This is a genomic window from Streptomyces venezuelae (genome assembly GCF_008642275.1).
GTDB classification, from domain to species: Bacteria; Actinomycetota; Actinomycetes; order Streptomycetales; family Streptomycetaceae; genus Streptomyces; species Streptomyces venezuelae_E.
The window spans coordinates 7,451,348-7,476,786 of record NZ_CP029189.1 but is presented as its reverse complement, the minus strand read 5'-3'; the positions used below and the strand labels follow the sequence as shown (position 1 = coordinate 7,476,786).

Genomic DNA, 25,439 nt, shown 5'->3' with positions numbered 1-25,439 from the left:
TAATTAGCCGCCATATTACTTTCATGACGAGAGACGGGATCGGCGACGAGACACCCACACTGGACCAGGCCAGGAAGCAGGTCGAGCACTACGGCCTGGAGGCCGACCCGCAGGCGGTACTGGTCGCGGTGCGGCTGATCTCGGCGGGCGCCCGGGTCGGCCGGGCGGCCGAGGCGCACTTCGCCCGGTTCGGCCTCTCGACGGGCCGCTACCGCCTCCTCACCGACCTGGAGGACCACGGCGGTGAGAAGTCCCCCTCACGCCTCGCGGACGACCTCGGCGTCTCCAGGGCCACGGTCACCGGCCTGCTGGACGGCCTGGAACGTGAAGGACTGATCACCCGCCGCCCGTCCGCCGAAGACGGCCGGGGCACGGTGGCCGTCCTGACCGCCCGCGGGGCGCAGCGCCTGCGCGACATGGCTCCCGAGCACTTCGGGCGGCTGGAGGCCATGGTGGGCGGGCTCTCCACCGAGGAGCGCGCGGTGTTCCTGGACCTGCTCGCCCGCGTCGTGCGGGGCAGTGCGGCCCTGACGGCGGACTGACCGGGCCGCACGTCCGTTTCGGCCCCGCGCCACGGGCGGGGCCCTTTTTTACACCCTAATAGTTAGCCACCTAATCACGTTGCCGGAGAAAGAGGCCACCATGCCCACGCCCCCGCCCAGAACCGGTCCGGACCGGTCAGCCTCCGGGCCGTCCCGGCCACCGCTGCCGTCCCGGCCGCACCGGCCGCCCCGGCCGCCCCGGCCGCCCCGGCCGCCCCGGCCGTTCATCCTGTGGCTGGAGGTGCTGACCGCATACGCCGCGCCCGCCGTGACCGCCGGTGCGGCCGCAGTCGCCACCGGGCAGCGGGACCTGGCCGTGGCCGCCTGCACCTCCATCGCCGGCACCTCCGCCGCGGTGGCGTACCTGGTCGGCGCCTGGCTACGGCACGGCGGACGGCCCCGGCCGTGGACCCTCACCGCGCCGCGCGGCGTCCTGACCGCCGTACTCGTCATCACCGCCGTCGGCGCGGCGGCCCTGCTGGGGTGGTTCACCGCCACGTGGCTGCCCGCCCACACCCCGGTCCCCGCCGCCCCGTGGCTGGAGCGCCTGCGCGTGGACCTGCCCGTCTCCGCCGCCCTCGCCACCACCGTCGTCACCCTGCGCTGGCGCGGCACCACGACCACGGCATAGCCCGTACGACCCACCCGGCGGCATCCCGCGCCGGAAGACACCAAGGAATGAGCACACGATGATCGTTGTCATGGGAGCGACCGGAGCGACCGGGAACGCCCTGCTCCACAGCCTCGCCACGTCCGGCACCCCCGTCCGCGCACTGACCCGTACCCCGCACCGGCCGATCCCGGGCACGGCGGGCGTACGGCGGCCGCCCGTCGAGGTCCGGTACGCCGACGCCACCGACCCCCACTCCCTGCGCACCGCCTTCGAGGGCGCCGACCGGCTCTTCCTCGCCATGGCCAACGGCCCCGCACAGGTCGAACTCGAAACCCGCGTCATCGACCTCGCCACCCACGCCGGCATCGGACACATCGTCAAGATCTCCGCACCCGCCGCCGAACCCGACTCCCCGGTCGCCGTATCGCGCGGACACCACGCCGTCGAGGAACACCTGCGCGCCTGCGGCGTCCCCCACACCGTCCTGCGCCCCTACGCGTTCATGCAGAACCTCCTGCGGCTGGCTCCGGGCGTCGCCCAGGGGGTGGTCCTCGGCACGGCGGGCGACGCGCCCTTCAACCACGTCGACTGCCGCGACGTCGCCGACGTCGCGGCCGCCGCCCTCACCCGGCCGGACATCGCCGGCGGCACCTACACGCTGACCGGCCCCGAAGCCGTCAGCTACCCCGAACTCGCCGCACGCCTGTCCGCCCTGACCGGCCATCGGATCCGGTACGTCGACCTCACGCCCGACGAACTGCGCGACAGGCTCGTCCGCGAGGCCCGCATGCCCGGCTGGCTCGCCGACCACGTCACGGAGATCCGGCAACTCGCCGTCACCCGGCCCGAAGCCCCCACCACCACCGTCGGTGACGTCCTGGGCCGCCCGCCCCGCACCCTCGACGCCTTCCTCCACGAGCACCGCGCCCACTTCCGCCGCCGCTAGGGCGTGTCCGCGAAGTACCGCCTGCCCTTCGGGCTGCCGGCGCTCCTTTGCGGACGCCCCCTACGCCGGAGCGAGGGGTCAGCGCAGGCCGGCGAAGAGATCGGTCTCGGGCACGGCCGCTCCGGTGGCGCCTTGGACACGTACGAAGGTCTCCGTGCCCATCAACTCGCCGAACCTCTCCTTGCCCATCCGCAGGAAGAAGATGTTCTCGCCCTGACTGGCGTGTGCGGCCAGCGCGTCGAACTTCTGACCGCTGAACGCGGTGGTGTCCACCCACGTGGTGATCTGGTCGTCGGGGAGGCCGATCTCGGCCAGCGCGGCGGCCTCGGCGGGATCCGGCTCCGGCATGTCCTCCTGGAACTCTCGCATGATCTTGCCGAACCGCTCCATCGCCGATCGCGGCATCGTCGTCCAGTACACCTTCGGTGTCAGATCGGTCAGCTCCAGCGCCGCCATCGTGATGCGGTGGGCCTGGATGTGGTCGGGGTGTCCGTAGAAGCCGTTCTCGTCATAGGTGACGACCACATCGGGCCGGTAGTGCCGCATGAGCGCCGCCAGCCGGGCGGCGCCTTCCTCCAGCGGGGTCTTCCAGAAGGACCCGGGGGCGTCGTTGCTCGACCAGCCCATCATCCCGGAGTCGGCATAGTCCAGCGTCTCCAGGTCACTGACCCGGAGGACGTCGCAACTCGCCTCCAGTTCCCGTCGGCGCATCGTGGCGACGGCCGCCGGATCGTGCCCGGGGTCACCCGGCTTGACGCCCCCCGGCCCGTCACCGCAACCGCCGTCGGTACACGTCACGAGGACCGTGCGGACGCCCTCTGCCGCGTACCGTGCGAGCACGCCTCCCGTTCCGGTGGCCTCGTCGTCGGGGTGGGCGTGCACGGCCATCAGCGTCAAGCGGCGGTCGGTCATGAAGGAGTCCTCCTGCACAGACATGGGTGGGTCCGGGTTCGCGGCGGGTGTCCCGCGGTTCCGGGAGGCCGGATCCCGTTCGGCGGATCGCATGGTTCCCGCCCTGCGGAACCAGAGCCCCCGTCATTGCAACGACGCCGGAGGGACCAGCTGTTCCCGGAAGGCGCGCCGGGCCCGGGACGAACCGTTCGGGTCTCCGGCCACCCCGGGCGGGCGCGTCCCGGACGCCGTAGCCGGTCAGCGGCTTCCGCTGACCGTCCGCAGCGGGTTCGGCAGGGGCAGGTAGCGGGCGTCCGCGCCGTCCGCCCGGGTCCAGCGCAGGAGCAGGTTGGTCTTGCCCGGCAGGGTCGCGGCCGTGAGCAGTTCCGCGATCTCCGGGAGCCCGGGGTCGGCGCCGAAGCGCAGGAACTCCTCCCGGGCGGCGGGCCACAGGAGCGGCGAGACGTCCGGATACCGTCCGGACAGCGCGCCCGCGATCTCCGTCAGGTTGTTGACCACCAGGCAGTAGACCAGGCGCTGCCAGGCATCCGCCCGTGGCAGGTCCGCCGGCAGTTTGACGCCTTCCGCGTCCCGGAAGAGGGCCTGCACCGGCAGGCCGTCCGCGTCGACGGCGACCAGGGTGTTCTGGAGGTGGGCCTCCAGCACGATGCCGTGCCGGGCGAACATCTCCAGCACCGGCGGCACGACCTCGCGCAGGTACGCCCGCCACCAGCGGACCGGGTCGGTGCCGGCGGCGGGCGGGCTCCCGGGGTAGCCCTCGGCGAGCCCGGCGGCCAGCAGCGGCGTGGCGCCCGGCACGGTGTGGGCGTGCAGGCCGTCGCGGACCAGGACGGCGAGTTCCTCGAAGGCGAAGGCGGCGGTGCGGTAGCCGCGGTCGGGGAGCCAGGCCGCGCTCCGGCCGGTCCGGCGCAGGGCGGCGAAACCGGCCTCGACGGCCGCATCGGTGCGGCGCAGTCGCAGCAGGTCGTGTCGCCACAGCCGGCGCACGTCGTTGGTGATCCGGACGTCTAGGCTGAACTTCACGAAGAGGTCGGCCTCCGGGTCCGGGACGTACAGGGTCCGGATCGAGGCGGTCGGCCAGGCCGGCCGCCGGCTCACCCCGAGCCGCAGCAGCCGCCCGTCGGCGAAGGCCTCGCGCACCGCGGGGCGCTCGCCCACCAGGTCGAGCTGCCAGGGGTGGGCGGGCAGCAGCCGGTACCCGGCCGGTGCGCGCGGCCCGTCGAGGGCGTCGGCGAGGGCGTCGACCGCGGCGGAGGCGGCCGGGCCGCCCTCCTCGGCGCTCTGGTCCTCGCGCAGCCCCAGGAAGACCAGCGGGAAACGGGCGTAGGCCTCGGGCGCGTACGGCAGCCAGCTGCCGGCCGGCGCCCCGCCGCGGGCCTTGGGGGCGGGGTGGTGCGGGTGGCCCATGACCAGGGACTGCTCGGACAGGAGGTACGGGTCCGCCGGGGGTTCGGCGGCCGTCCGGGCCGCCAGCAGCGCGGCGATCGCGTCGCGGCTGTCGGTGATCTCGACGGGCAGTTCGTCGTTGGGGACACCGGTGAACCGGCCGAGTTCGTCGGAGACGAGTTTGGCCAGTTCGGGATGGCTGAGCGGGTGCCAGCCGTCTGCCGTACACAGTTCGGGGCATGCGGGCCGGCGTCCGCCGCGCACCCGGAGCAGCCGCCCGCTGCCGCGCAGCCGGTGGACGCGCAGATCGGTTCCCGCGCCCGTGCCGTACTCCCCGGCGGGGTCGGCCACCTCTCTGAGCAGGCAGTTCAGGAGCGGGGCGGCGGCGTACGCGTCGGCGGCGGCGTTGAGGTCCACTGATTCCATTCGGTCCATCCGGTGCGCCGGAGGTTCGCAGGGCGCAACCACCAGTCGTGATCTTCAGTATCCGCAATGATTACTTGATCATCCCGTAAAGCGATATTCGATGCCGGAGCCTCAGCATGCATCTTCCCCCCTCCCCGGCCGAAGAGGCCGTCGCCGCCGAACTGGCCGGCGTGCGCCCGTCGCTCGGACCCTCGTACGGCGCGGCGCTCGACGGTGCCCGGGCGGCCGTGCTGACGCGGCTGTGGCGGGCCCTCGCCTTCGAACCCCTGCCCTGGGTCGTCGGCCGCGCGTACGCGCCCGGCGGCCTGGCCCTGCTGCTGGCCGGGGGCGCCCGGCTGGAGGGCCCGCCGCCGGATCCGTACGCGACCGGGCCGTACGTGAGCGAGCTGCTGCTCGACGGCAGGCCCTACCGGCAGGCCGCGCGACTGGTGACGGCCCTGGGGGTGCCGCACGGGGAGCTGTTCGCCGCCGAACTGGACGCCTGTACGGCCTCCCTCGCGCTCTCCCGGGCCGGTCAGCCGCCCACGGGCGAGGACCCGGCCCCGCGGACCACGTGGGAATGGGAGCAGCGGGTCGTCGACGGACATCCCTACCACCCGAACTGCCGTTCCCGGCCCGGTTTCTCGGTGGCGGAGCAGCTGGCGTACGCGCCCGAGCACCGGCCCGTGGTGGAACTCGGGCTGGTCGCCGTACGGGCCGGGGAATGCCTGGTCACCGGCGACTGGCCACAGGAGCTGCGGGAGGCGGGACGGATCCTGGTCCCGGTGCACCCGTGGCAGGCGGCGCACGTCCTGAAGCACGAGCGGGTGCGGCCCGGCCTGGCGGCGCACCCGCTGATGGCCCTGCGCACCCTGGCCCCCGTCGACGGCGGGGCGCACGTGAAGACCGCGCTGAGCGCCCGGCTGACGTCGTCCGTGCGGGACATCTCCGTCTACTCCATCGAGACGGCTGCGGCCGTCTCCGCCTTCGCCCAGGGCCTGACCGAGCGGCTCGACGGGCGGCTGCACATCACCCGCACCCTGGGCGCCACGACGGCGCACAGTCCGGATCTGGCGGCCGTGCTGCGCGAGCCGCCCGAAGCGTACGCGGACGCCGCCGCCGGCGAGCGGGTGCTGCCGGTGGCGGCCCTGGCGTCGTTCGGCCCGGCCCGCTCGGCGGCCTGGCGGGCCGAGTTCGCCCGGCTGGCGCTGTCGGTGTGCCTGCGGGTGCTGGAGCTCGGGGTGGCCCTGGAGGCCCACGGCCAGAACCTCCTCGTCGTCCTCTCCCCCACCGGCGCCCCGCTGCGGCTGGTCTACCGCGACCTCGCCGACATCCGGATCAGCCCGGCCCGCCTCGCCCGGCACGGCCTGCCGGTGCCGCCGCTGTCCGGCCGGCTGGTCACCGACGACGTGAGCGTGCTGCGGCGCAAGCTGTTCGGGTCCCTGCTCACGGGGGCGCTCGGGGCGACGGCGGGCTCGGCCGGGGCCTTCGCCGAGGCCCTCGCGGAGGCGGCCGCCCTGCCGGCCACCGCGGACACCGCGGCACTGCTGACCGGGCCGCTGCCCACCAAGGCGCTCACGCTGATGCGGCTGAGTCCCGGGGTGCCGGGCGACCAGTGGGCGGAACTTCCCAATCCGCTGGTCGGGGGGTGAGCGGGAGCACTCGGCGCGGTTCCCCTCGGAGGGGCTCTGGAGGCTACTGTTCAGGGGCATGACAGAGACCTCGTACCTCAGCTCCGTACGGGCGTCCTACGACGCCGTGGCCGTCGACTACGCGCGGCTGGTCAGCGCCGATCTGGCCGGAAAGCCGCTGGACAGGGCCATGTTGGCGGCCTTCGCCGAGTACGTGCGCGACGGCACGGGCGGCGGGGGCCGGGCCGTGGCCGACCTGGGCTGCGGCCCCGGCCGGGTGACGGCGCATCTGGACGGGCTGGGCGTACGGGTCTTCGGCGTCGACCTGTCTCCGGCGATGGTGGCGGTGGCCCGCCGGACCTATCCGGGGCTGCGTTTCGAGGTGGGCTCGATGGCCGCCCTGGACGTGGCCGACGGGGTCCTCGGCGGGGTGCTGGCCTGGTACTCCACCGTGCACACCCCGCCCTCGGGGTTGCCGGTGCTGTTCGCGGAGTTCGCCCGGGTACTGGCGCCGGGCGGTCATCTCCTGATCGCGTTCAAGGCGGGAGACGGGCTGGTCCGGCTGGACCACGCGTACGGGCGTCCCGTCGACCTCGACGTGTACCGGACGCCGCCGGAGCTGATCGCCGGACTGCTGGCCGGGGCCGGACTGACGGAGGTGTCCCGGCTGGTCCGCGAGGCGGCCCCCGACGAGCAGTGCCCCCAGGGCTTCCTGCTGGCGCGCAAGGGCTGAGGAGGCGTCGACCGCTGCGGTGCCCGGCCGGGCGCTTCCGCGCCCGCCCGGGCGCGCCGGCCCTGTCGGGCCCTCTCCCCCCGTCCCCGCCCGGCGGGACCCGTCCGGGCCCTCGTTCGTGACGGTCACCGCGCGGGCACGTGCTCCACCGGTGTTCGTGAACGGCTCGGGGTCACGGGGGCGGCGTACGGCGGCCGTTCACGTGGTGCGGTACGCACATAGGACGAGTCGAACCGTTTCGGCTGTGCGCCGTTCAGGGGGCACCCCGGGGCGTGTGGGACCCGCCTGCGCGGCTATCGGCCCGGACGGTGGCAGGAAGGGGGTATGAGCCTCAATCGCCGCCAAGTCCTGGGCAGCGTGGCCGCGGCCGTTCTCGCCACCGCCGGGGCGGCGGCCCGGACCCCGGACTACGGGGCGCTCGCGCGCGGGATCGACGGGCGGGTGGTGCTCCCGGGGGACCCGGACTATCCGGAGGCCCGCCGCCTGTTCCAGCCCCGGTACGACACCGTCGCACCGGCCGCGGTGGCCTATCCCGCGCACGCCGCGGACGTGGCCGTCTGCCTGGACTTCGCCCGCCGGTCGGCCGCGCCCGTGGTCCCGCGCGGTGGCGGTCACAGCTACGCGGGCTGGTCCACGCGATCCGCCGGGCTGGTCGTCGACACGGGGGCCATGGCCACCGTGTCGGTGGACGGGGACGGTGTCCGGGTCGGCGCGGGTGCCCGGCTCGGGGACGTGCACGCGGCCCTCGCGGGGCACGGCCGGTCCGTCCCGACCGGGCTGTGCCCGTCCGTCGGCATCGCCGGACTCACCCTCGGCGGCGGCCTGGGCCTGGCCTCGCGGGCGTACGGGACCACAGCCGACCGGCTCACCGGGGCCCGGGTGGTCACACCCGACGGGATCGTCCGCGAGGTCTCCGCCGACGCCGGCCGCGATCCGGAGCTCTTCTGGGCGCTGCGCGGCGGTGGCGGCGGCAACTTCGGCGTGGTGACCGAGTTCCGCTTCCGCACCCACCCGGTCGGTGCGTGCGCCTTCGCCGAACTCCACTGGCCCGGCGGCGACTCGGCAGCCGTACTGCGCGGCTGGCAGCGCTGGCTGGCCGGGCTGCCGGACCCGTTCTGGAGCCAGGTCGAGTTCACCGTCGAGGTGGATGCCGGGGCCGGGACGACGCCGGCGGTACGGGTGGTGTGCCTCGACGGACGCCACGAGCTGGAACGGCAGCTGACCCGGCTGTCCGACCTGGTCGGCGGGGCGCCGCGGGACAGCTGGATCACCGTACGCAGCCACGAGGACACCGTCCGGGCGCTGTCCGGCTGCCTGGAGCTGAGCCCCGCGCAGTGCCGGCTGCCGGGCACCACGCCGGGCCGGGACCCGCAGGGACGGCTCGGCCGGGACTCCTACGCCGCGCGCTGCGACTTCTGGGCGGGCGGCGGGCTGCCGGACGCGGCGATCGGCGCGGTCCTGGACGCCGTGCGCCGGTACGGGACGCGCGTGCCCCGGGGCGGCCGGGGCGTCGTCCAGTTCGACGGGGTCTGCGGAGGAGCGCTGAACCGGGTCCCCGCCGGCTCGACCGCCTTCGTGCACCGCGACAGCGCCTTCCTCGCCCAGTACCTCGTCTACTGGCCCGAATCCGCGCCGGCCGCCGAGGTGGCCCGGCACCAGGGCTGGCTCGACGGCCTCTGGCGGGACCTGCGCCCCTGGGCGAGCGGCCGTGCCTACCAGAACTACACCGATCCGAAGCTCACGGGCTGGCGCGAGGCCTACTACGGCCCGAACCTGGCGCGCCTTCAGGAGGTCCGGCGTGTCCACGACCCGGACCGGCTCTTCCGTTTCCCCCAGGCCCTTTGAGGAGTGTCCGGCATGCGACGTACGTTGACGATGGCCGTGGTGGTGGCCGCCCTGCTGGTGCCGGGAGGGCCGCTGCCCGTGGCCGAGGCCGGGACCGTCGCCGCCCCGGTGGCCGCGGGACGCTGGTCGGCGCGCGAGGCGCGGTCCTTCTGGACCGCCGGACGGATGGCCTCCGCGGTCCCGTTGCCGCCCGTGCCGCCCGGACTCCTGGACGACACCGATCCCGCGCCGCCGGAGCCGGCCGAACCCGCCGAACCGGATGAACCAGCCGAGCCGGCCGCACCGGCCGCACCGGCCGTACCCGCCGGGGGGATCCCCGTCCCGACGCCCGCCCCCGCCGTCACGGCTCTCCCGCTGCCGTCCGCGCCCCCGGCCGCCACACCGGCTCCCTCCCCCGCGCCCAGTACCGTTCCCACGCCTCCCCGCGCGCCGTCGGCCCCGGTTCCGCTTCCGGCCCCGGCCCGCCCGGCCGTTCCACGGCTGCCGGTCCTCACCCCCGGCATCGGGCAGAACTTCGACGGCCTCCCGGTCGCCGGCCGGATGTACCTGGTCAAGGGCGGCGGGTCCTACTTCTGCACGGCCAGCGTGGTCTCCTCCCCCGGCCGCGACCTGGTGCTCACGGCGGCGCACTGCCTGCTCGGCTCCGACACCCAGCAGGTGGCCTTCGTACCGCAGTACACGCGGGCGAAGCCGCAGCCGTACGGCATCTTCCCGGTCCTGCGGGATGCGGGCGGGCGCTCCAGGATCTGGATCGACCCGCGCTACCGCTCCCAGGGCGTCGACCGCGCGGCCGCCCTCGACGTGGCCTTCGCCCAGGTGGGTCCGGACGCCCGCGGCTTCCCGGTGGAGGCCGTGGTCGGCGGGAACCGGCTGGTGACCGGAGCCGGTTACGCACACGCGCGGGTCACGCTGATCGGCCACCCTGCCTCCGCCGCCCGGCCGCGTGTCTGCGCCAACCGGACGAGGAAGTTCACCAGTACCGACGCGCGGATCCCCGGATCGTTCCTGCGGATCGACTGCACGGGCTATCCCGGCGGGACCAGCGGCGGCCCGTTCGTGACCCGCTACGACGCGCGTACCGGGACCGGGGACGTGGTCGGGGTCATCGGTGGCTGGAAGACCGGCGGGGACAAGGCCGACACCTCGTACAGCTCCTACTTCGGAGCGGACGTCAGGAAGTTGTACGAGAAGGCGGTTGCCGGAGCGAAGGCGCTTGCCGGGGCGCGGGCGGCTGCCGGGGCGAAGGGGCCTGCCGGGGCGCAGGCGCGGCCGTGAGCACCCGTACCCACCGGGTCCGGCGCGGGTTGCCGACCGTACGCGGTGTCACCGGAAGCCCGTCGCCGCCGAACTCGTCGGCGGGTGGCAGGCCGAGCCGGCGGCGCAGGTCGGCGAGGGCCGCGTGGACGGGGGCGAGGACCACCTCCGCCCCGGGGCCGACGGACGCGAGGGCGTGCGCGGTGGTCTCGATCGCCTCGGCGGCGTCCTCGGCGGCGGTCCGGCTCCATCCGCCGGGCGTGTCGGCGCCCCAGGGGGCGACGGTGTCGTAGAGGTGGCAGGCGGCATCGGCCATGGCGTCGGCCCGTTCACCGACACCCGGCGCCGCGATGGTCGGCAGTTCCATGCCGGGTCAACGAGCCGATGCCGTCCTGGGTACGTACGGGCGGACGCCGGGCCGTTACCGCGCGGACGCGGCCCGGTGGATCCGCCGGGCGACGGCGTGCGAGAAGGCGGTGGCCGCGCCCGCGAGGGCCAGGCCCGAGGCGATGTCGCGGGCCCGCGCGGGCCGCAGGACCCCGGCCCGGCGCAGCCGGCCGCGCGCCCACAGGGTGAAGGGGACCACGAGCAGCGGTGAGGTGACCACGCCCGGGGTGTAGCCGCGGGTGACGGCGGCCTGTGCGACGTGGACGAGGCCGTGCAGACCGAAGCCGCCCAGCGAAGCCTGGTAGAAGGCCGAGCGGCCGCCGGTGCGGTACCCGTCGGCCGAGGCCGCCGCGACGACCAGTCCCATCACGGCGACCGCGGTGGCGAACTCGCGGCCGTCCACCGCTTCCATGCTCCTCCAGACCCGGTCGGGGACGCCGGGGTGCCGCTCGCGCAGGACGGGGACGCGGGTCCGGGACCAGCGGGCCACGGTGGCCATCTCTTCGAGGTCGTGCACGGCCCAGGCCGCGAACAGTCCCAGGGTGACGGCGCTCGGCGCTATCGAGGGGTGTGATGTTAAGGCGTTCATAGGACCACAGTCTGCAGCCACAGGGGCAGCAGCAGGAGCGACACGAGTGAACTCTTGATCACCACGGACGCGGAGAGGTCGACGCCCACGTCGTAGCGCTGGGCGAAGATGAACAGGTTCTGCGGGGTCGGCATCGCCGCGATCAGGACGAGGTACGCGAGCCACTCGCCCCGGACACCGAAGAGCATCCCGCACACCGCCCAGGTGAGCAGCGGGAACGCCAGGCACTTGAAGCCTATGAGGGCGAGTTCCTCGCGCGTGGTGCCCCGCAGGTCGAGACCGAGGCCGCCCAGATGGAGGCCGAGGGCGAACAGGGCCACCGGGGAGGCGCTGTCCCCGACGAACGCGGCGCCGTCCAGGACGACGGCCGGGACCCGTACCGAGAGCAGGTTGAGCAGGATCCCCGCGTTGCAGGCGAGGACCAGCGGGGTCGCGAGCGAGGCACCGACGGCGCGGGAGAGGCGTCGGCCCGGACCGCCGGCCGCCGGCCCCGCGCGGCCCAGTTCCATGAGGGCGATCACGACCAGGGACAGCACGCAGACCTGGAAGAGCAGGATCGGGAAGATCGGCGCCGCCGTCCCGAACACGGTGATGAAGACGGGGACGGCGAAGTAGGCGGTGTTCACCTGGACTCCCGCCATCACGCGCAGCGCCACGTCACGCGGCTCGCGCAGGCCGTGGGCGACCGCCGCCACGGCCACCGCCGCCACGGCGAGGGCCGCGGCCCCGGCGTAGCCGCCGATGGCCCGCCAGTTGAACAGGGCCCCGAGGTCACTGGCGTAGATGTTGCCGAAGAGGTAGCACGGGACGGCGAAGAGGAAGGCGTAGTCGGAGAAGACCTTCGAGGCCTCGGCCGGAACGGTCTTCCGGCGGGCGAGCAGCACCCCGCCGCCGAACGCCAGCAGCACCGGCACCAGTTTCTCCAACGCCGCCGCGGCACCCATGCCCGTATCCCCCATGATCGACTGCACGCAGCCTAGCCCCACCCGCTTCCGGGCGGTCCGGGCCGTCCGGGGCCTCCGCGGCCTCCGGGGCATAGGCTGGTCCGATCATGAGCGACGAACCCCGGAACCGGCTGCGCGGCCGTACTCGCGAACGCATCCGTACCTCCTCGGCGGCCGGTGCACGGATGCCCGGCGCACTGGCGCGGCTCGCCGTCGTGCTGCGCACACCGGCGGGGACGGCGCAGCCCTTGTTCGCCCGGGCGCCCCGGCGGTGGCAGCGGGCGCTGCCGTTCGTCGTCGTCGGCATCTTCGTCGTCACCCTGCTGCCGGTGACGATCACGGTGCTGTCCAACGACTACGGGGTCGGTGGCGGCTGGGCGGGCGCGCTGGGGGTGGCACAGACCGTGCCGCTGCTCCTCGCACTGACCCGGCCGCTCCACGCCTGGATCGTCGTCCTGGCCGCCGACACCGTCGCCGCGGTGCTGCTCGTCGGTGCCGACAAGGTGGCCGGGCATTCCTGGCCGTGGCCGCCGATGACCATCGTCGGCTACCTGGTGCTGATGGCCTGCCTGGGGCTGCGCGAGTCCGTCCGGACCCTGGTCGGGGTGTGGCTGGTGACCGGCCTCGTCGGTACCGCCCTGGGCTTCTCCGAGCCCGCTGGCGTGATGAACACCAACGCCCTGCTCTTCGTGCTCAGCGGCGTCATGCTGGTGCTGACGGGCGCGCTGCGCGGGGTCGGCGACGCGCAGCAGCGGGTCGCCGAGCAGGAGAGCATCAGTGAGGCGGAGCGGTCCCGGCGGACCCTGCTGGAGGAACGGGCCCGGATCGCACGCGAGTTGCACGACGTGGTGGCCCATCACATGTCGGTGATCACCGTGCAGGCCGATTCTGCGCCGTACCGGGTTCCGGGCATGCCGGAGCCCGTACGCGAGGAGTTCGCGGCGATCGCGGCGAGCGCGCGGGAGTCGCTGGGCGAAATGCGGCGGCTGCTGACCGTGCTGCGCGGCGACGGCGCGGGCGGGTCGGACGGGGCGGACGGCGAGCGGGCCCCGCAGCCGGGGATCAGCCGGCTGCAGCAGCTGGTGGAGGCGACCGTACGGGCCGGGCAGCCGGTGGAACTGTCCCTGGCGGCCGGGGCGGCCGCGGCGGCGCCGCCGGCGGTGGACCTGTCGGCGTACCGGATCGTGCAGGAGGCCCTGGCCAACGTGGTGCGGCACGCCCCCGGCGCACCCACCCGGGTCTCGGTGACGGTCGACGAGGACGAGGTCCTCGTGCTCGTGGTCAACGGTCCGGCGCGTGACGCCGTGGTGGAGCTGGAGGGTTCGGGCACGGGGCACGGCCTGGTCGGAATGCGCGAGCGCGTACGGTTGACCGGCGGCACGCTCGACACGGGCCCGCTGCCCGACGGCGGCTTCCGGGTCGCCGCACGCCTGCCCCTGAACGATCCGACCGAGGACTCGATGTGACCATCCGCGTGATCATCGTCGACGACCAGGCCATGGTGCGGGCCGGGTTCGCCGCGCTGCTGTCGGCGCAGGCCGACATCGACGTGGTGGGTGAGGCTCCCGACGGGCGGCAGGGGGTGCAGGTGTCGCGCTCCACGCACCCCGACGTGGTGCTGATGGACGTGCGGATGCCGGAGATGGACGGGCTCACGGCCGCCCGGGAGATCCTCGGTCCCCCGCCCGGGGTGGTGCACCGGCCGAAGGTGCTGATGCTGACCACCTTCGACATCGACGACTACGTGTACGAGGCACTGCGCGCGGGGGCTTCCGGGTTCCTGCTCAAGGACGCCCCGCCGGCCGATCTGATCGCGGCGGTCCGGGTGGTCGCCTCGGGCGAGGCGCTGCTGGCGCCCTCGGTGACCCGCCGGCTGATCGCGGACTTCGTCCAGCAGCGCCCGGCGCCGCGCAAGGACCCCGCGCTGCGGCTGAAGGGGCTCACGCCGCGTGAGACCGAGGTGTTGGAGCTCATCGCGCGCGGACTGTCGAACCAGGAGATCGCGGGGCACCTGGTGCTGGCGGAGCAGACGGTGAAGACGCACATCGGGCGGGTGCTGGCCAAGCTCGGCCTGCGGGACCGGGCCCAGGCGGTGATCTTCGCGTACGAGGCGGGGCTGGTACGGCCGGGCGACTCCGGCTGAGGTCTTCCCCCTGCACCGTTCGCACGTCAGTCGGGCAGCGCCACGGTGAGATCCACCTCGACGAGCTGTCCCGCGAAGCCCAGTTGGGCGACGCCCAGGAGGGTGCTGGCGGTGGTGAACGCCGGCCCCAGGGCGGACCCGGTGAGCCGACGCCATGCGGTGGCGAGCATGTCCCGCTCCTCGCTCCGCACGTAGATCACCGACCGCACCACGTGTTCGGGCCGCGCGCTCACCGCTGCCAGGGCGGCGAGCGCGTTCGCGACCACCTGGTCGACCTGTGTCTCGAGGGAACCGGAACCGACGAGTTCACCCGTGCGATCGAGCGGGCACTGACCCGCCAGATAGGCGGTACGGCCTGCCTCCACCACGGTGATGTGGTGGTAGCCGGGTGTCTCGTGCAACGGCTCGGGGTTGATGCGGGTGATCTTCTCGGTCATGCCGGCGAGTCTGACCGGCTTGGCGCCGGCCCGCACCGTGTTTTCTCCACCGGCAGGCGTTCCGCCGTGCCGTGCGGTCGAAGAACGGCTTAGGGCAGGCCCGCAAAGGTCTCGCAGCCGGTGGCGAAGTCCTTTCCGCCTTCGCCGTCGCAGGCGTCCGGGCCGTCGGGGCCGTCCGGGCCTCCGGTGAGGAAGTCGCCGGCGGGGCCCGCCCTCAGGGTGTCGACGCCTTCGCCGCCGTCGAGGAAGTCGGCGCCTCCGGCGGTCCCCGCGCTCGCCGTGCCGGTGAGGTCGACGTTGTCGCCGTAGACGCGGTCGTTCCCCGCGCCGCCGCTGATGGTGTCGTCGCCCGCGGCGGTGCGGCGCGCGTCGGCCGGGCCGCTGTCCCCGACGAGGTACTCGTCGGAGGCGCCGCCGATGATCCGGTCGTCGCCGGCGCCGTTCGCGCGGCCCCCGGCCGGGCTGGTGACGGTGTGGTCGCCGATCGCCGAGATCCCGCCGTCGGCACCGAGGTCCAGCAGGTCGTCGCCGCCGCCGCCCACCGCGTTCCGTGCGGCCTCGCTGTCCCCGGTCATCGTCTCGGCGCCGGGCCCGCCGAGCAGTACGTCGTCCCCGGAGCCCGTCGCGTCACCGGCGAACGCGCCGGAGTCGCCGAGCATGGCGTCGTCGCCGGGCCCGCCGTCGATCCGGTCGGCTCCGCCGCCGACCGCGCTCAGTCCTCTGCTGTCCCCGGTCATCCGGTCGTTGCCGGGGCCGCCGATCAGCTGGTCGTCACCACCGCCTGTGGCCTTGCCCCCGGGGGCGTAGCTGTCGCCGGTGAACTGGTCGTCCCCGTCGCCTCCGAGGAGGCGGTCGTTGCCGCCGCCCGTGGCGTCGCCGGTGGGGCTGAAGCTGTCGCCGCGCAGTTGGTCGGCGCCCGCCGACCCGTCGGCCTGGTCGTCGCCGAGTCCGCCGACGAGGACGTCGTCGCCCGCCAGACCGCAGATCAGGTCGTCGCCGCCCAGGCCGTGGATCGTGTCCGGGCCCGGGGTACCGACGATCACGTCGTCGCCCGGGGTGCCCTCGGTGGTCGCGCCGGGGGTGGTGACGACGAGGGTGGCGGGAACGCCGAAGCAGGTCACCGCCCGTGCGCCGGCGTCCCCGGTACCGAGGAGGACCACGGATCCGGCAGCCAGGGCGCAGGCGAGGCCGGCGGCGGCCGTCCGGTGCGGGCGACGTCCCGGCCCGGCCGCTCGCTGGTGTTCCGGGTGGGGCATCGTCGGTACTCCCTTGGCCACGAATAGTCGGACTATCGCCATAACTAGTCGGGGCATGCACCTCGGTGACGCCGACACACGGGCGGGCCGCGGCAGACGGCTGACGCGGATCGCACCCGTGGAGCAACGCCGGGCCGGGCGGGCGGACACGTCAGTCAGGGTGCGGCCGGGGGCGCCGTCTCCTCCACCCCCTACCGGGGTATGACATCCGACTTGGCTCCCCGGTCGGACGTACGCGCCGGTACCCCCTCCCTACCTTCCACCTCGTCACGAGGAGAGGAGAAGGGGAATGCGCCGCTTGGGAAGGACGCTGGTCGCTGCCGCGGTGGCGGTGGCCCTCGTCGGGGGGACCGCCGGGTGGGCCTCGGGCGACAGCCAGGCGGCGGTCACCGGACCGCCGCCGGGAACCGCCGCCTGGCGGGCCGACACGGTGTCCGGCCGGTCGCTGCCCGATCCGGCGACCGCCGCACCGCGGGAGGTCGCCGCCTTCTTCGCCGGGCTGGACGACCAGGCGCGCCGGCAACTGCTGCGGTCCCACCCGCTGGTGGTGGGCAACCTGGACGGGGCGCCGCTCCCCCTGCGGTACGAGGCCAACCGGCTCGCCGCGGCCGCCACGGGTGAGGCGCGCTACGCCTCCCTCGCCGCGCCGGACCGGCAGGTCCTGGCCTTCGACCCGCGCGGCCGGGGCCAGGTGGCCGAGGTGTTCGGGGACCTGGAGAGCGCGGAGCACGTCTCGGTGATCGTGCCGGGTTCGGACAACGACGCCGCCGCGTACGACGCCCCGCACTCGCCCCATACCGGTCCGGCGGGAATGGCCCGGGCCCTGCGCGAGGCGACCGGGTCCGGGTCCGTCGCCGTCGTCGCGTGGATCGGTTACACGACTCCGGTCGGCGTCGGCCTCGATGCGGCCGGCGGCCGTCTCGCCCGGGCCGGGGCGGTACGGCTGGCCCGGTTCACGGAGGGACTCGACGCGGTCGGCGCACCCGACCCGGTGCTGTTCTGCCACAGCTACGGCTCGGTGGTGTGCGGGCTCGCGGCCCGGCACACCGACGCCACCGACATCGTGGCCTTCGGCTCCCCCGGCATGCGCGCCGACACCGCGGCCGCCCTGCGGACCGGGGCCCGGGTCTGGGCGGCCCGGGGCCCCTCCGACTGGATCGCCGACGTCCCGAACGTCGAGTTCGCCGGGATCGGGCACGGCACCGACCCCACCTCCGCGGCCTTCGGCGCCCGCCGGGTTCCGGCGGCCGACGTGGAGGGCCACACCGGCTACTTCAGGCCCGGCACCCAGTCCCTCGCGGCCTTCGCCGCCCTCGCGAAGGGAGAGGCCCGATGAGCGCCTCCGTCACCCTGGCCCCGCTGCGCGAGGCCGCCGCCCGGATCGACCGGCAGACCCCCGCCCACCGCGACCGGGCGATCGACGGGCTGCGCGCCCTGGCGCTGCTGGCCGTGCCCACCGGCCACTGGCTGCTCGGCGGCTTCACCCTCGACTCCGACGGCGGCCTGCACAACGCCAGCCCGCTGTCCGCGTTCGGCGGCCTGGCCCCGGCGAGCTGGGTGCTGCAGATGCTGGGCATCTTCTTCCTCGTCGGCGGGTACGCCTCGGCGCTCTCCTTCCGGCGCCGCACGGGGACGACCGGCGCCTGGCTCAAGGGCCGGATCGTACGCCTGGGACGGCCGGTGCTCGGGGTGACCGCGGTGTGGGCGCTCGCCGCGCCCCTGCTGTACGCGGCCGGGGTCCCGGAGGCCTCGCTGCGGACCGGGGCGACGCTGGTGGTCCAACCGCTGTGGTTCGTCGGGGTGTACGTGGTGGTCACCGCGCTGACCCCGTACTGCGTGCGGGCGGCGCGGCGCCTCGGGGGCTGGGCGGCCGCCCCGCTGCTCGGCTGCGTCGCCGTGGTCGACTTCCTGCGCTACGGGCCGTTCGCCGACTCCGTGCCCTCGTGGCTGGCCGTGGTGAACATCCTGCCGGGCTGGCTGTTCGCGTACCAGCTGGGCGTCTCCTGGGGCGAGCGGCGGATCGGGCGGCGCGGGGCCTGGCTGCTGCTGGCGGGCGGGGCACTGCTGTTCGCCGCGCTGCTGGCGGTGTTCCACTACCCGGCGTCGATGGTCGGCGTACCGGGTGCGGCGCGCACCAACTCACACCCGCCGTCGCTCCTGGTCCTGGCCCTGGCCTCGGCGCAGTCGGGTGCGGCGATCCTGCTGCGCGACCGGCTGGCGAAGCTGCTGGCGCGGCCCGCCCTGTGGGCCCCGGTGGTCGTGATCAACCTGTCCGCGATGACGATCCTGTGCTGGCACCAGACGGCGATGCTGGCCGCGGCCGTGCCGGGCTCGTTCCTGGGGGAACTGGCCGGTCTGACGACGGCGCCGGACAGCCTGGGCTGGATCGCGGCACGGCTGGCGTGGATGCCGGTGTTCGCGGTGCTGCTCGTCGCGCTCGCCCGCCACACGCGGCGGTTCGAGGTCGCGCCGCGGGAGGGCCGTCGGGCGAGCGCCCTGCGCCGGACCGTGGCCGGGCTGCTGGCGGCGGGGTTCGCGGTGTTCGCGCTGGGCCTCGCCTGAGCGGGACCCGGTGGACCGGCCCCGGCCCCGTTCACGGCGAGAGCGCCGCTCCCCTGGGGGAGCGGCGCTCTCGCCGTGAACGGGCGCTCCGCGTCAGGCGATCGAGGCGGCGACGATCGCGGCCACCGCGAGGTTGCAGGCGGCCGAGACCCAGACCGCCGGGTGGGGCTCCGGGTCCACGACGATGGCGCCGAGCTTGCCGGGAGTCACCAGGTCGAGCACCAGGAAGGCCACCGCCATCAGGATCAGGCCGAGCAGGCCGAAGGCCGCGGTGGACAGCAGGCCCTTGCCGAAGTCGTCGTAGGTCGTCCAGATCGAGGTGAAGACGATGCCGCCGATACCGAGGAGCGCGGAGCTGAGGAAGAGGGCCGCGTTGCGGTTGCGCTGCTCCCAGATCTGCTGGGGGAGCTTCCCGGGCGTCAGCACGTCCACGAGGACGATGCCGAGGATCAGCAGCACGAGGCCGAGGCCGCCGTAGGCGCTCGTGCGGCCAAGTCCGTTGATGATGTCGCTCATTGAGAAGCCCGTCTCCGCGTGGGTGGGAAAGTATGTGCCGTGGGGAGGCCGAATCTATCGCACGGCCTTGACCCGGACCATGGGGAGGTCAGCAGATGGTAAAGGTCAGGGCCGCGCGGCCGGACGAGGCGGAGGCCCTGACCGGGCTGGTGATGCGGTCCAAGGCGCACTGGGGGTACGACCCCGCCTTCCTGGACGCGTGCGCGCCGGACCTGCGGATCCGGTCCGGCGACGTGACCGCACGCCGTGTCGCCGTGGCCGAAAACGGGCGGGGAGAGGTGCTCGGGATCGCCTCGCTGGAGGGAACTCCCCCGCTGGCGGCGCTCGGGCTGCTCTTCGTGGAGCCGTCCGCCATCGGGCAGGGCGTGGGCCGGGTGCTGTACCGGGACGTGCTGCGGCGGGCCGTGGACCTGGGGGTGCGCCGGCTGGTCATCGACTCCGATCCGCACGCGGCCGGTTTCTACCGGGCGATGGGGGCGGTGGCGACGGGAGCGGCGGCCGCCGGGGCGGCGGTGGCCGCACCCGACGCGGAAGCCGCCGCTGCGGCTCTGGTCCGGTTCGAGACGGCTCCCGTCCCGCTCGCCGGCTGGGCGCGTGCCTGGACCGGCGGCGGGCGGGCCGTGCACCTGGGCAACGTCGGCGAGTTCAACGCGCAGTTCGCCGACGCCACCCTGGACCCGGTGCAGGGGCCCGCGCACCACTACGCGTGCCTCGCCGCCTTCTACAGTCCCTACCCGGCCGCGCTGGTGCTGCCGCGGCCGGTCCCCCGGGGCTGGACCGAGCTGGTCTGCCGCCAGCTGGGCTGGAGCGGGGTGGAGGTGTACGACGGCCTGCTGGACGGCGACGCGGATCCCGGCCTCTGCGATGCGGTACGGGCCCGGCCGGCGCTGGCCGCGCTGCTCACCGGGGGTGGGCTGCCCCTCGTACCGTGGGGCCGGACCAGGCCGTTCGGGCGGCTGGCGGGCCGTCCGTGGCGGCCCGGGGAGCTGCGCTACGAGTCTAAGTCCGCGGCGCACTCCCTCTTCGGGCGGATCCTGGCGGGCGGCGGGCATCCCGGGATCGTGCTCCCCCGGCAGTGGCGGGCCGACGGGCGGTGGGCGGCGGCCCGCAGGCTGGCGGCCAGGACCCGGGCGGGCGAGAGCACCGTGGTGAAGTCGGAGCACGGCGTCGGGGGTTCGGGCACCACGGTGCTCACCCCCGAGCGGGTGCGTGCCGCGGGCGGGGCGCGGGCCGTGCTGCGGCGGCTGCCGCGCGGGCCGCTGCTGGTGGAGGAGTACGTCGGCGGTCCGGCGTCCGGGGCCGACGGGGGGCCGCGGGATCTGACGTACGACGGTTTCGTCGACGATGCGGGCCACGCGCACGAGGTGGGCGGGGCGGTGATGGACGTGGTGGACGGCTGCTACCGGGGTGCCACGGTGGGCCCCGGGGTGGTGCCCGCGTGGGCGGAGAAGTCCCTCACCGCCTTCGGCGCGGCCGTGGGCCGGGAACTGGCGGAATCCGGCTACCGGGGATGGTTCGACGTGGACTTCGTCGCCGACGGGTCGGGGCGGCTCGCACCGACCGAGACGAACCTGCGGCTGACCGGGCCGTCCGTCGCCTTCATGGTGGCGGCCCGGCTCGACGCGCTGCGGGGCGCGGGGCACCTCGTACGGATCGCCGACCGGGTGGAGCTGGGGGCGCGGCTGCCCGAGGGCCAGCTCGACGAGTTGTGCGCGGCCCTGGCCCGGGGCTGCGCGGAGCTCGGGGCGGTGTTCGTCCCCGCGATCCCGACCGGGGCCTTCGAACCGGCGCCGTGGCTGGGTGTGCTGGTGGCCGCGCGCAGCAGGGCGGTGCTGGACGCGGCCGAGGCGCTGGTGCGGGCCGAGGCCCTGGCGGTCGGGGCGATGTTCGGCCCGCCCCGGCCGTCGTCCCGTTCGGCGGGCGTACGACGGCCGATGCCGGCTCGTGTGACGGGGTGTCCCCGGACGGGTTCGGTCCTGTAAGGATGCGTGTATGCCGATCACTTCAATGACCTTGCGCCGACGCGTGGACGACCTCGAAGCCGCTGCCCCCTTCTACGAGCGGCTCACCGGGGAGACAGCCGACAGGTTTCGCTTCGCAGGGCTGGAGCTGGCCGCCGTCGGCCCCTTCCTGCTCTTCAGCGGACCGGAAGAGGTCGCCGAGCGCTTCGCGGGGGTGGCCGCGACGCTGTCGGTGCCGGACCTGGACCGCGCCGTGTCGGAGGCGGTGGAGGCCGGAGCCTCCCTGCTCGCCCCTGCGCAGTCCACCCCGAACGGACACCGTGCCGTGCTGCGCCATCCCGATGGCGGCGTCTACGAGTACGTCAGCAGCTGAGGGCGGCACCCCCTGAGCCGGCGAAACCGAAGCGTCCGGGGCAGCCGGTGCGACGGGAGGGGCTCATGTGCCGGCCGGCGACGGCTTCGGGGTGGAGACGTCGCCGGCTTCGCGCGGCCCGAGCGGCTGCTCGTGGCCGCCCTTGCCGTCACGGGAGTCGCGGCAGAGCGTGGCAGTGGCTGCCCGGTAGGTGTCGTCACCGGGGAAGGTGGCGGTGTAGCAGGTGTTCCTCGCCTCCCCGGCGCGGACCGTACAGGTCGCCTGACCCCGGGAGTTGGTCGTGGCGGTGCACAGCGTCGTGCCGTCGGCGGTGAAGCCGATGTTCTGGCCCGGCAGGGGCCGGCCCACGGTGGTCAGCCGGGCGGTCAGCGTGAGGGTCTTGCCACCGCCGGATTCCTTCTTCTTCGCCGCCGTGAGCTTCAGCTCGGTCGGTACCGGCTCCTCACCCGGAGGCTGGACCTCACCGATGTCCGCGATGGTCACCGCGCGCGGCGTGACGCCGACCGGGACCGTGGCGATCACCGTTGCGGCGGCGGTGTCGACCACCGACACGTCGTAGGTCTGTTCGTTGACGACGTAGGCGCGGGTGCTGTCCGGGGTCACCGCGACCCCGAAGGGGGACGCGCCGACGGGGAGGGTGACGGTCACCGTGCCGGTGGCGACGTCGATCACCGACACGGTGTTGCCGTTCGCGTTGGTGACGTAGGCGCGGGCGCCGTCCGGCGCCACGGCCACCGAGACGGGAGTGGAGCCCACGGGGACGGTGGCGGTCACCGTGCCGGTGGCGACGTCGATCACCGACACGGTGTCGTCGTCCTGGTTGGTGACGTAGGCACGGGTGCCGTCCGGAGTCACGGCGACCCCCGTCGGTCCGTCGCCGACCGCGATGGTGCCGGTCACCGCACTGGCGGCGACGTCGATCACCGACACGCTGTAGTCGATCCGGTTGGTCACGTAGGCACGGGTGCCGTCGGGAGTCACCACCACTCCCAGGGGCTGGTCGCCGACGGGGATGGTCGTGGTCACGGCATTGCTGGCGGTGTCGATCACCGACACGTCGTTGCCGGATCGGTTGACGACATAGGCGCGGGCACCGTCCGGTGTCACCGCGACCGGGGCGGGGCTGTCACCGACCGGGATGGTGGCGGTCACGGTGTCCGTGGCGGTGTCGATCACCGACACGTCGTTGCCGATGCTGTTGGTGACGTAGGCACGGGTTCCGTTGGGGGTCACCGCCACGCCCTGGGGGCCGTCCCCGACCGGGATGGTGACGGCCACCGCCTGGGAGGCGGTGGCGATCACGGAGACGCTGTCGGAGTCGTAGTTGGCGACGTAGGCATGGGTTCCGGGTGCCACCGCCTCGGCCCGGCCGGCCGGGAGCGCCACGAGGGTCGATGCCGCCATGACCGCGGACAGGGCAAGCCCCAGCACGTACCGAACCGAGCGGCCCGACCTGCCCGAGCGGCCCGACCCGCCACCGGGTGGCGTGTCCCCGGGGCGGCTGCCGGCCGTCGTACGTCCGGCTGTTCCGGCTTCCGGCACCCGGCCCTGTTCTCGGCCCATGTCGAACGATCCCTTCGGTCGGACACCCTGACGACCGCCTCGCGCCGCGACACGGGCGAACGCGTGCCGGAGCGGACGGGGGCCTCCAGACGATCACTGCGGGCCGTGCGGCCGCCACCCGACCCGCCTGCGACCGGTGCCTCGCCCACCCGACCGGACGCACCCCTCGGGCCGGCCCGCCGGCCGGTCAGCGGCCGGGCCGGTCGTCGACGGGGTCGTGGAAGTCGAAGGGGTCCGCCGGTTTGCTGACGACGTAGGCTGCCACGACGACGCCCGCGATCATCAGCGGGACGTTGAAGGCGTAGACGAGGGCGGCCTGGCGCGGCCAGTCCTGCTTGGCGGCCAGCCGGTAGAGGTTGTCCTGCGGCCACCAGGACAACAGCAGGTAGGACACGGCCAGATGGGCGGCCGCGGTCAGGGAGGGGCCGCGGCGCTGGCGGAGCATCCGGGCGCGGCCGCCGAACAGGAACACCACCCCGACACCGAACGCGGCGCACTCGAACAGGTACAGCAGGGAGAACAGGAACGCCCAGGGCTGCGGCACGCCGGTGAGGTCCGTCGATCCGGGCCACAGGAGGTTCGTCAGGATCACCGCGACGAGGCCGAGTCCGACTCCCCCGCAGCCGGCCGCGCAGCCCGCCGGGAGCTCGCTGCTGCCCGCGGCGGCCGCGTACGTGCCGGACTTGCTCCCGGTGGTCCGCGCCGCGGCGGGCAGGACGGGCAGCGGCAGGGCGTCCCGGTCCTCCCGGCCCCCGGCGGTACGGGGCAGCGTGCGCAGCCGGATCACGGTGCGCGGGACGTCCTCCCGGAGCACCTTGCCCGCCAGGTGGTCGCGCAGCTCCTCGACGTCCGGCAGCAGGGTCCCGGCCGGCCCGCCGGGCGGCGGGGCCACGTACGCGACGAGCCGCCGCGGGCCGCGCGGGCCGTCGACCCCCTTCAGGACGACCGCGCCGATCCCCTCGTGGCTGCGGATGACGGATTCGACGGGGTACGGGTCGAGCAGGCGGCCGCCGGGCAGGGTGATCCGGTCCCGGAGCCGGCCGCCGTACTCCAGCAGCCCGTCCTCGCGGAGCAGCCCGAGGTCGCCGGTCGGTATCGCGTCGGCGCCGTCCGGCGGGACGAGGCGGATCTCCCCGCCGTGCGCCTCGGCCCGGAAGCCGGGGAACGCGGTGCCGAGCAGGGAGATCCGTTCAGGGTCGTCCAACGGGGCGGGAAGCTGTGGAAGTTCGAACCAGGTGCCGATGCCGGCGCACTCGGCGCAGCCGTAGACGTTGAGGACGCGTGCGCCGGGGCGCAGCCGCATCTGCAAGGTCGCCTGCTCGTCGAGGTAGAGCCGGTCGCCCGAGACGGCGACCAGCCGCAGGGACCGGCAGGCCGGGTCGGCCCCGCGATGGGCGGCCGGGGCGGGGGTTGCCTGTCGCGCGTCCTCGATCAGCAGCCGGGTGGCGCCGGCCGGGTCGGTGTTCAGCACGGTGACGCGGTCGGTCTCGACGGCCGTGCGGATGTCCTCGGGTTTCCAGGCCGCGCGCGGGGACAGTACGAGGGCGCCGCCCGTGCAGAGGGCCCGGGTCCAGCCCGCGGCGAAGGCGGTGACGTCCGGGCCGGTGGTGAACAGGTGCCGGTCCTGCGGGGTCGGCCGGGCCACCTCGGCCCAGCCCTCGTGGGCGGCGAGGAGCAGTCCGTGGCTCACGGGGACCGCGCGAGGCTCGGCTGCCCCGGTGAACAGCACCGCGGCGGTGCGGCCGGGCGGCGGGGCGGCGGCCCCGGGAAGCCGGTCCGCGGGCGCATCCGCGGGCGCGCCCCCAGGTGGATCCGCGGGCGCGCCCCCGGGCGGGTAGGCGGGCCCCGCCGCGGTCCGTCCGGTGCGCGGACCGCCGATCACCGGTGGCCGCGCGTCGAGCAGGATCACCCGGGGGCCGTCGCCGTTGTCGAGGGCGGCGTGCTGGGCGGCATCGGTGAGCAGGACGAGGGGCTCGGCTGCGGCCAGCTGCCGGCGGCCGGAGCGCGGGCTGTCCACGTCGATGACGGCGTAGGACCCGCCGGCCTTGAGGACGGCCAGGACGGCGACGACCAGTTCGCTCTGGCGGGCGGTGCCCACGGCCACGAGCGCGCCGGCCGGCAGGCCGGAGGCGAGCAGACGGTGCGCCAGCCGGTCGGCGCGCGCGTCCAGTTCCCCATAGGTGAGGCCGTCCGGGCCGGCGATGAGCGCACGGGCCCCGGGGGTGTCCCGGGCCCACTGCTCGAAGCGGTGCAGGACGGTGTCGGTGGTTCGCTTGCCGAAGCGTACGGACTCGGATCCCTGCGTCATGGACCGATGATGCCACCGGGCGCCGACAACGGACGGGGGTCGCCATAATCGCTCGTGCGGGCGGGAGTTGGCGCCCCGTGCGGGCGATCCCGTACCGGATGCTTGACCTGAAGTTTGGTTGAGGTCCTAGCCT

Annotated in this window: 23 protein-coding genes; 13 read left to right on the top strand and 10 right to left on the bottom strand. The window is 74.7% G+C overall.

The window, feature by feature from the left end; genetic code table 11:
• Nucleotides 1-23 precede the first annotated feature (23 nt).
• From DEJ51_RS33140 to DEJ51_RS33130, 3 genes are all read left to right on the top strand, one after another.
• Entirely contained in the window at nucleotides 24-542 is a 519-nt protein-coding gene (locus tag DEJ51_RS33140; RefSeq protein WP_150261304.1) for a MarR family winged helix-turn-helix transcriptional regulator, read from the top strand.
• A 241-nt stretch (nucleotides 543-783) separates the two neighbouring features.
• A complete protein-coding gene (locus DEJ51_RS33135) occupies nucleotides 784-1,173 on the top strand; it encodes a hypothetical protein (protein WP_223836088.1) in 390 nt (129 codons plus the stop codon).
• A 70-nt stretch (nucleotides 1,174-1,243) separates the two neighbouring features.
• Nucleotides 1,244-2,101 (top strand): NmrA family NAD(P)-binding protein, encoded by an 858-nt coding sequence (locus DEJ51_RS33130; protein ID WP_317852438.1) that lies wholly within the window; start codon nucleotides 1,244-1,246, stop codon nucleotides 2,099-2,101.
• Nucleotides 2,102-2,179: 78 nt separating this feature from the next.
• On the opposite strand, the gene DEJ51_RS33125 is transcribed toward DEJ51_RS33130, so the two are convergent.
• The gene (locus DEJ51_RS33125; RefSeq protein ID WP_150261302.1) at nucleotides 2,180-3,013 is read right to left on the bottom strand and encodes a PIG-L family deacetylase; all 834 of its coding nucleotides are present in this window, start codon (nucleotides 3,011-3,013) and stop codon (nucleotides 2,180-2,182) included.
• A gap of 237 nt (nucleotides 3,014-3,250) precedes the next feature.
• Nucleotides 3,251-4,834 (bottom strand): IucA/IucC family protein, encoded by a 1,584-nt coding sequence (locus DEJ51_RS33120; protein ID WP_150261301.1) that lies wholly within the window; start codon nucleotides 4,832-4,834, stop codon nucleotides 3,251-3,253.
• Between the two features lie 107 nt (nucleotides 4,835-4,941).
• Between DEJ51_RS33120 and DEJ51_RS33115 the strand changes: the two genes are divergently transcribed.
• The 4 genes from DEJ51_RS33115 (at nucleotide 4,942) to DEJ51_RS35680 (ending at nucleotide 10,288) form a co-directional block, all read left to right on the top strand.
• Nucleotides 4,942-6,456, top strand: coding sequence for an IucA/IucC family protein (locus tag DEJ51_RS33115; protein ID WP_150261300.1), 1,515 nt, complete (start codon nucleotides 4,942-4,944; stop codon nucleotides 6,454-6,456).
• 58 nt (nucleotides 6,457-6,514) lie between these two features.
• Nucleotides 6,515-7,168 (top strand): class I SAM-dependent methyltransferase, encoded by a 654-nt coding sequence (locus DEJ51_RS33110; RefSeq protein WP_150261299.1) that lies wholly within the window; start codon nucleotides 6,515-6,517, stop codon nucleotides 7,166-7,168.
• 324 nt (nucleotides 7,169-7,492) lie between these two features.
• Complete coding sequence (locus tag DEJ51_RS33105; RefSeq protein ID WP_150261298.1) at nucleotides 7,493-9,013, top strand: FAD-binding oxidoreductase; 1,521 nt, start codon at nucleotides 7,493-7,495, stop codon at nucleotides 9,011-9,013.
• A 12-nt stretch (nucleotides 9,014-9,025) separates the two neighbouring features.
• Nucleotides 9,026-10,288: a trypsin-like serine peptidase gene (locus tag DEJ51_RS35680; RefSeq protein ID WP_150261297.1), complete on the top strand. Its 1,263-nt coding sequence runs from the start codon at nucleotides 9,026-9,028 to the stop codon at nucleotides 10,286-10,288.
• Here DEJ51_RS35680 and DEJ51_RS33095 read toward each other — a convergent pair.
• The 3 genes from DEJ51_RS33095 to DEJ51_RS33085 are packed head-to-tail and all read right to left on the bottom strand — an operon-like array spanning nucleotide 10,185 to nucleotide 12,187.
• Nucleotides 10,185-10,634, bottom strand: a complete 450-nt coding sequence (locus DEJ51_RS33095) for a hypothetical protein (protein WP_150261296.1) — start codon at nucleotides 10,632-10,634, stop codon at nucleotides 10,185-10,187. The two genes, DEJ51_RS35680 and DEJ51_RS33095, sit on opposite strands and share 104 nt — an antisense overlap.
• Before the next feature lie 54 nt (nucleotides 10,635-10,688).
• Nucleotides 10,689-11,243: an HXXEE domain-containing protein gene (locus DEJ51_RS33090; protein ID WP_150261295.1), complete on the bottom strand. Its 555-nt coding sequence runs from the start codon at nucleotides 11,241-11,243 to the stop codon at nucleotides 10,689-10,691.
• Nucleotides 11,240-12,187 carry an AEC family transporter gene (locus DEJ51_RS33085; protein ID WP_150261294.1) on the bottom strand — a complete coding sequence of 316 codons (948 nt, stop codon included), beginning with the start codon at nucleotides 12,185-12,187 and terminating at the stop codon, nucleotides 11,240-11,242. The genes DEJ51_RS33090 and DEJ51_RS33085 overlap by 4 nt, the downstream gene beginning before the upstream one ends.
• Before the next feature lie 107 nt (nucleotides 12,188-12,294).
• Here DEJ51_RS33085 and DEJ51_RS33080 point away from each other — a divergent pair, with 107 nt between their 5' ends.
• Both DEJ51_RS33080 and DEJ51_RS33075 read left to right on the top strand, forming a co-directional pair.
• On the top strand, nucleotides 12,295-13,653 hold the full coding sequence (locus DEJ51_RS33080) for a sensor histidine kinase (RefSeq protein ID WP_150261293.1): 1,359 nt from the start codon (nucleotides 12,295-12,297) through the stop codon (nucleotides 13,651-13,653).
• Nucleotides 13,650-14,330: a response regulator gene (locus DEJ51_RS33075; protein ID WP_150261292.1), complete on the top strand. Its 681-nt coding sequence runs from the start codon at nucleotides 13,650-13,652 to the stop codon at nucleotides 14,328-14,330. Before DEJ51_RS33080 ends, DEJ51_RS33075 begins: the two co-directional genes overlap by 4 nt.
• Nucleotides 14,331-14,356: 26 nt before the next feature.
• Here the strand turns inward: DEJ51_RS33075 and DEJ51_RS33070 are convergent, their stop codons facing one another.
• Nucleotides 14,357-14,767, bottom strand: coding sequence for a RidA family protein (locus DEJ51_RS33070; protein ID WP_150261291.1), 411 nt, complete (start codon nucleotides 14,765-14,767; stop codon nucleotides 14,357-14,359).
• 89 nt (nucleotides 14,768-14,856) lie between these two features.
• Nucleotides 14,857-16,023, bottom strand: a complete 1,167-nt coding sequence (locus tag DEJ51_RS33065) for a calcium-binding protein (protein ID WP_190620828.1) — start codon at nucleotides 16,021-16,023, stop codon at nucleotides 14,857-14,859.
• A 289-nt stretch (nucleotides 16,024-16,312) separates the two neighbouring features.
• Between DEJ51_RS33065 and DEJ51_RS33060 the strand changes: the two genes are divergently transcribed.
• Both DEJ51_RS33060 and DEJ51_RS33055 read left to right on the top strand, forming a co-directional pair.
• Nucleotides 16,313-17,359 (top strand): alpha/beta hydrolase, encoded by a 1,047-nt coding sequence (locus tag DEJ51_RS33060; RefSeq protein WP_150261289.1) that lies wholly within the window; start codon nucleotides 16,313-16,315, stop codon nucleotides 17,357-17,359.
• Entirely contained in the window at nucleotides 17,356-18,585 is a 1,230-nt protein-coding gene (locus DEJ51_RS33055; RefSeq protein ID WP_150261288.1) for an acyltransferase family protein, read from the top strand. The genes DEJ51_RS33060 and DEJ51_RS33055 overlap by 4 nt, the downstream gene beginning before the upstream one ends.
• Nucleotides 18,586-18,678: 93 nt before the next feature.
• Here the strand turns inward: DEJ51_RS33055 and DEJ51_RS33050 are convergent, their stop codons facing one another.
• A complete protein-coding gene (locus tag DEJ51_RS33050; RefSeq protein ID WP_150261287.1) occupies nucleotides 18,679-19,101 on the bottom strand; it encodes a DUF350 domain-containing protein in 423 nt (140 codons plus the stop codon).
• A gap of 95 nt (nucleotides 19,102-19,196) precedes the next feature.
• On the opposite strand from DEJ51_RS33050, the gene DEJ51_RS35425 reads away from it, so the two are divergent.
• Nucleotides 19,197-21,083, top strand: coding sequence for a GNAT family N-acetyltransferase (locus tag DEJ51_RS35425; RefSeq protein WP_223836086.1), 1,887 nt, complete (start codon nucleotides 19,197-19,199; stop codon nucleotides 21,081-21,083).
• 10 nt (nucleotides 21,084-21,093) lie between these two features.
• Nucleotides 21,094-21,435: a VOC family protein gene (locus DEJ51_RS33040; RefSeq protein ID WP_150261286.1), complete on the top strand. Its 342-nt coding sequence runs from the start codon at nucleotides 21,094-21,096 to the stop codon at nucleotides 21,433-21,435.
• Nucleotides 21,436-21,498: 63 nt separating this feature from the next.
• Here the strand turns inward: DEJ51_RS33040 and DEJ51_RS33035 are convergent, their stop codons facing one another.
• Together DEJ51_RS33035 and DEJ51_RS33030 are read right to left on the bottom strand one after the other, a co-directional pair.
• Entirely contained in the window at nucleotides 21,499-22,839 is a 1,341-nt protein-coding gene (locus tag DEJ51_RS33035) for a beta-propeller fold lactonase family protein (RefSeq protein ID WP_190620826.1), read from the bottom strand.
• A 346-nt stretch (nucleotides 22,840-23,185) separates the two neighbouring features.
• Nucleotides 23,186-25,306, bottom strand: coding sequence for an AMP-binding protein (locus DEJ51_RS33030; protein ID WP_150261285.1), 2,121 nt, complete (start codon nucleotides 25,304-25,306; stop codon nucleotides 23,186-23,188).
• Nucleotides 25,307-25,439 lie beyond the last annotated feature (133 nt).

Coding starts and splice junctions, on each gene's coding strand:
- DEJ51_RS33140 (WP_150261304.1), top strand. CDS start 24: ATGACGAGAGACGGGATCGGCGACGAGACACCCACACTGGACCAGGCC.
- DEJ51_RS33130 (WP_317852438.1), top strand. CDS start 1,244: ATGGGAGCGACCGGAGCGACCGGGAACGCCCTGCTCCACAGCCTCGCC.
- DEJ51_RS33125 (WP_150261302.1), bottom strand. CDS start 3,013: ATGACCGACCGCCGCTTGACGCTGATGGCCGTGCACGCCCACCCCGAC.
- DEJ51_RS33120 (WP_150261301.1), bottom strand. CDS start 4,834: ATGGACCGAATGGAATCAGTGGACCTCAACGCCGCCGCCGACGCGTAC.
- DEJ51_RS33115 (WP_150261300.1), top strand. CDS start 4,942: ATGCATCTTCCCCCCTCCCCGGCCGAAGAGGCCGTCGCCGCCGAACTG.
- DEJ51_RS33110 (WP_150261299.1), top strand. CDS start 6,515: ATGACAGAGACCTCGTACCTCAGCTCCGTACGGGCGTCCTACGACGCC.
- DEJ51_RS33105 (WP_150261298.1), top strand. CDS start 7,493: ATGAGCCTCAATCGCCGCCAAGTCCTGGGCAGCGTGGCCGCGGCCGTT.
- DEJ51_RS35680 (WP_150261297.1), top strand. CDS start 9,026: ATGCGACGTACGTTGACGATGGCCGTGGTGGTGGCCGCCCTGCTGGTG.
- DEJ51_RS33095 (WP_150261296.1), bottom strand. CDS start 10,634: ATGGAACTGCCGACCATCGCGGCGCCGGGTGTCGGTGAACGGGCCGAC.
- DEJ51_RS33090 (WP_150261295.1), bottom strand. CDS start 11,243: ATGAACGCCTTAACATCACACCCCTCGATAGCGCCGAGCGCCGTCACC.
- DEJ51_RS33085 (WP_150261294.1), bottom strand. CDS start 12,187: ATGGGTGCCGCGGCGGCGTTGGAGAAACTGGTGCCGGTGCTGCTGGCG.
- DEJ51_RS33080 (WP_150261293.1), top strand. CDS start 12,295: ATGAGCGACGAACCCCGGAACCGGCTGCGCGGCCGTACTCGCGAACGC.
- DEJ51_RS33070 (WP_150261291.1), bottom strand. CDS start 14,767: ATGACCGAGAAGATCACCCGCATCAACCCCGAGCCGTTGCACGAGACA.
- DEJ51_RS33065 (WP_190620828.1), bottom strand. CDS start 16,023: ATGCCCCACCCGGAACACCAGCGAGCGGCCGGGCCGGGACGTCGCCCG.
- DEJ51_RS33060 (WP_150261289.1), top strand. CDS start 16,313: ATGCGCCGCTTGGGAAGGACGCTGGTCGCTGCCGCGGTGGCGGTGGCC.
- DEJ51_RS33055 (WP_150261288.1), top strand. CDS start 17,356: ATGAGCGCCTCCGTCACCCTGGCCCCGCTGCGCGAGGCCGCCGCCCGG.
- DEJ51_RS33050 (WP_150261287.1), bottom strand. CDS start 19,101: ATGAGCGACATCATCAACGGACTTGGCCGCACGAGCGCCTACGGCGGC.
- DEJ51_RS35425 (WP_223836086.1), top strand. CDS start 19,197: ATGGTAAAGGTCAGGGCCGCGCGGCCGGACGAGGCGGAGGCCCTGACC.
- DEJ51_RS33040 (WP_150261286.1), top strand. CDS start 21,094: ATGCCGATCACTTCAATGACCTTGCGCCGACGCGTGGACGACCTCGAA.
- DEJ51_RS33035 (WP_190620826.1), bottom strand. CDS start 22,839: ATGGCGGCATCGACCCTCGTGGCGCTCCCGGCCGGCCGGGCCGAGGCG.
- DEJ51_RS33030 (WP_150261285.1), bottom strand. CDS start 25,306: ATGACGCAGGGATCCGAGTCCGTACGCTTCGGCAAGCGAACCACCGAC.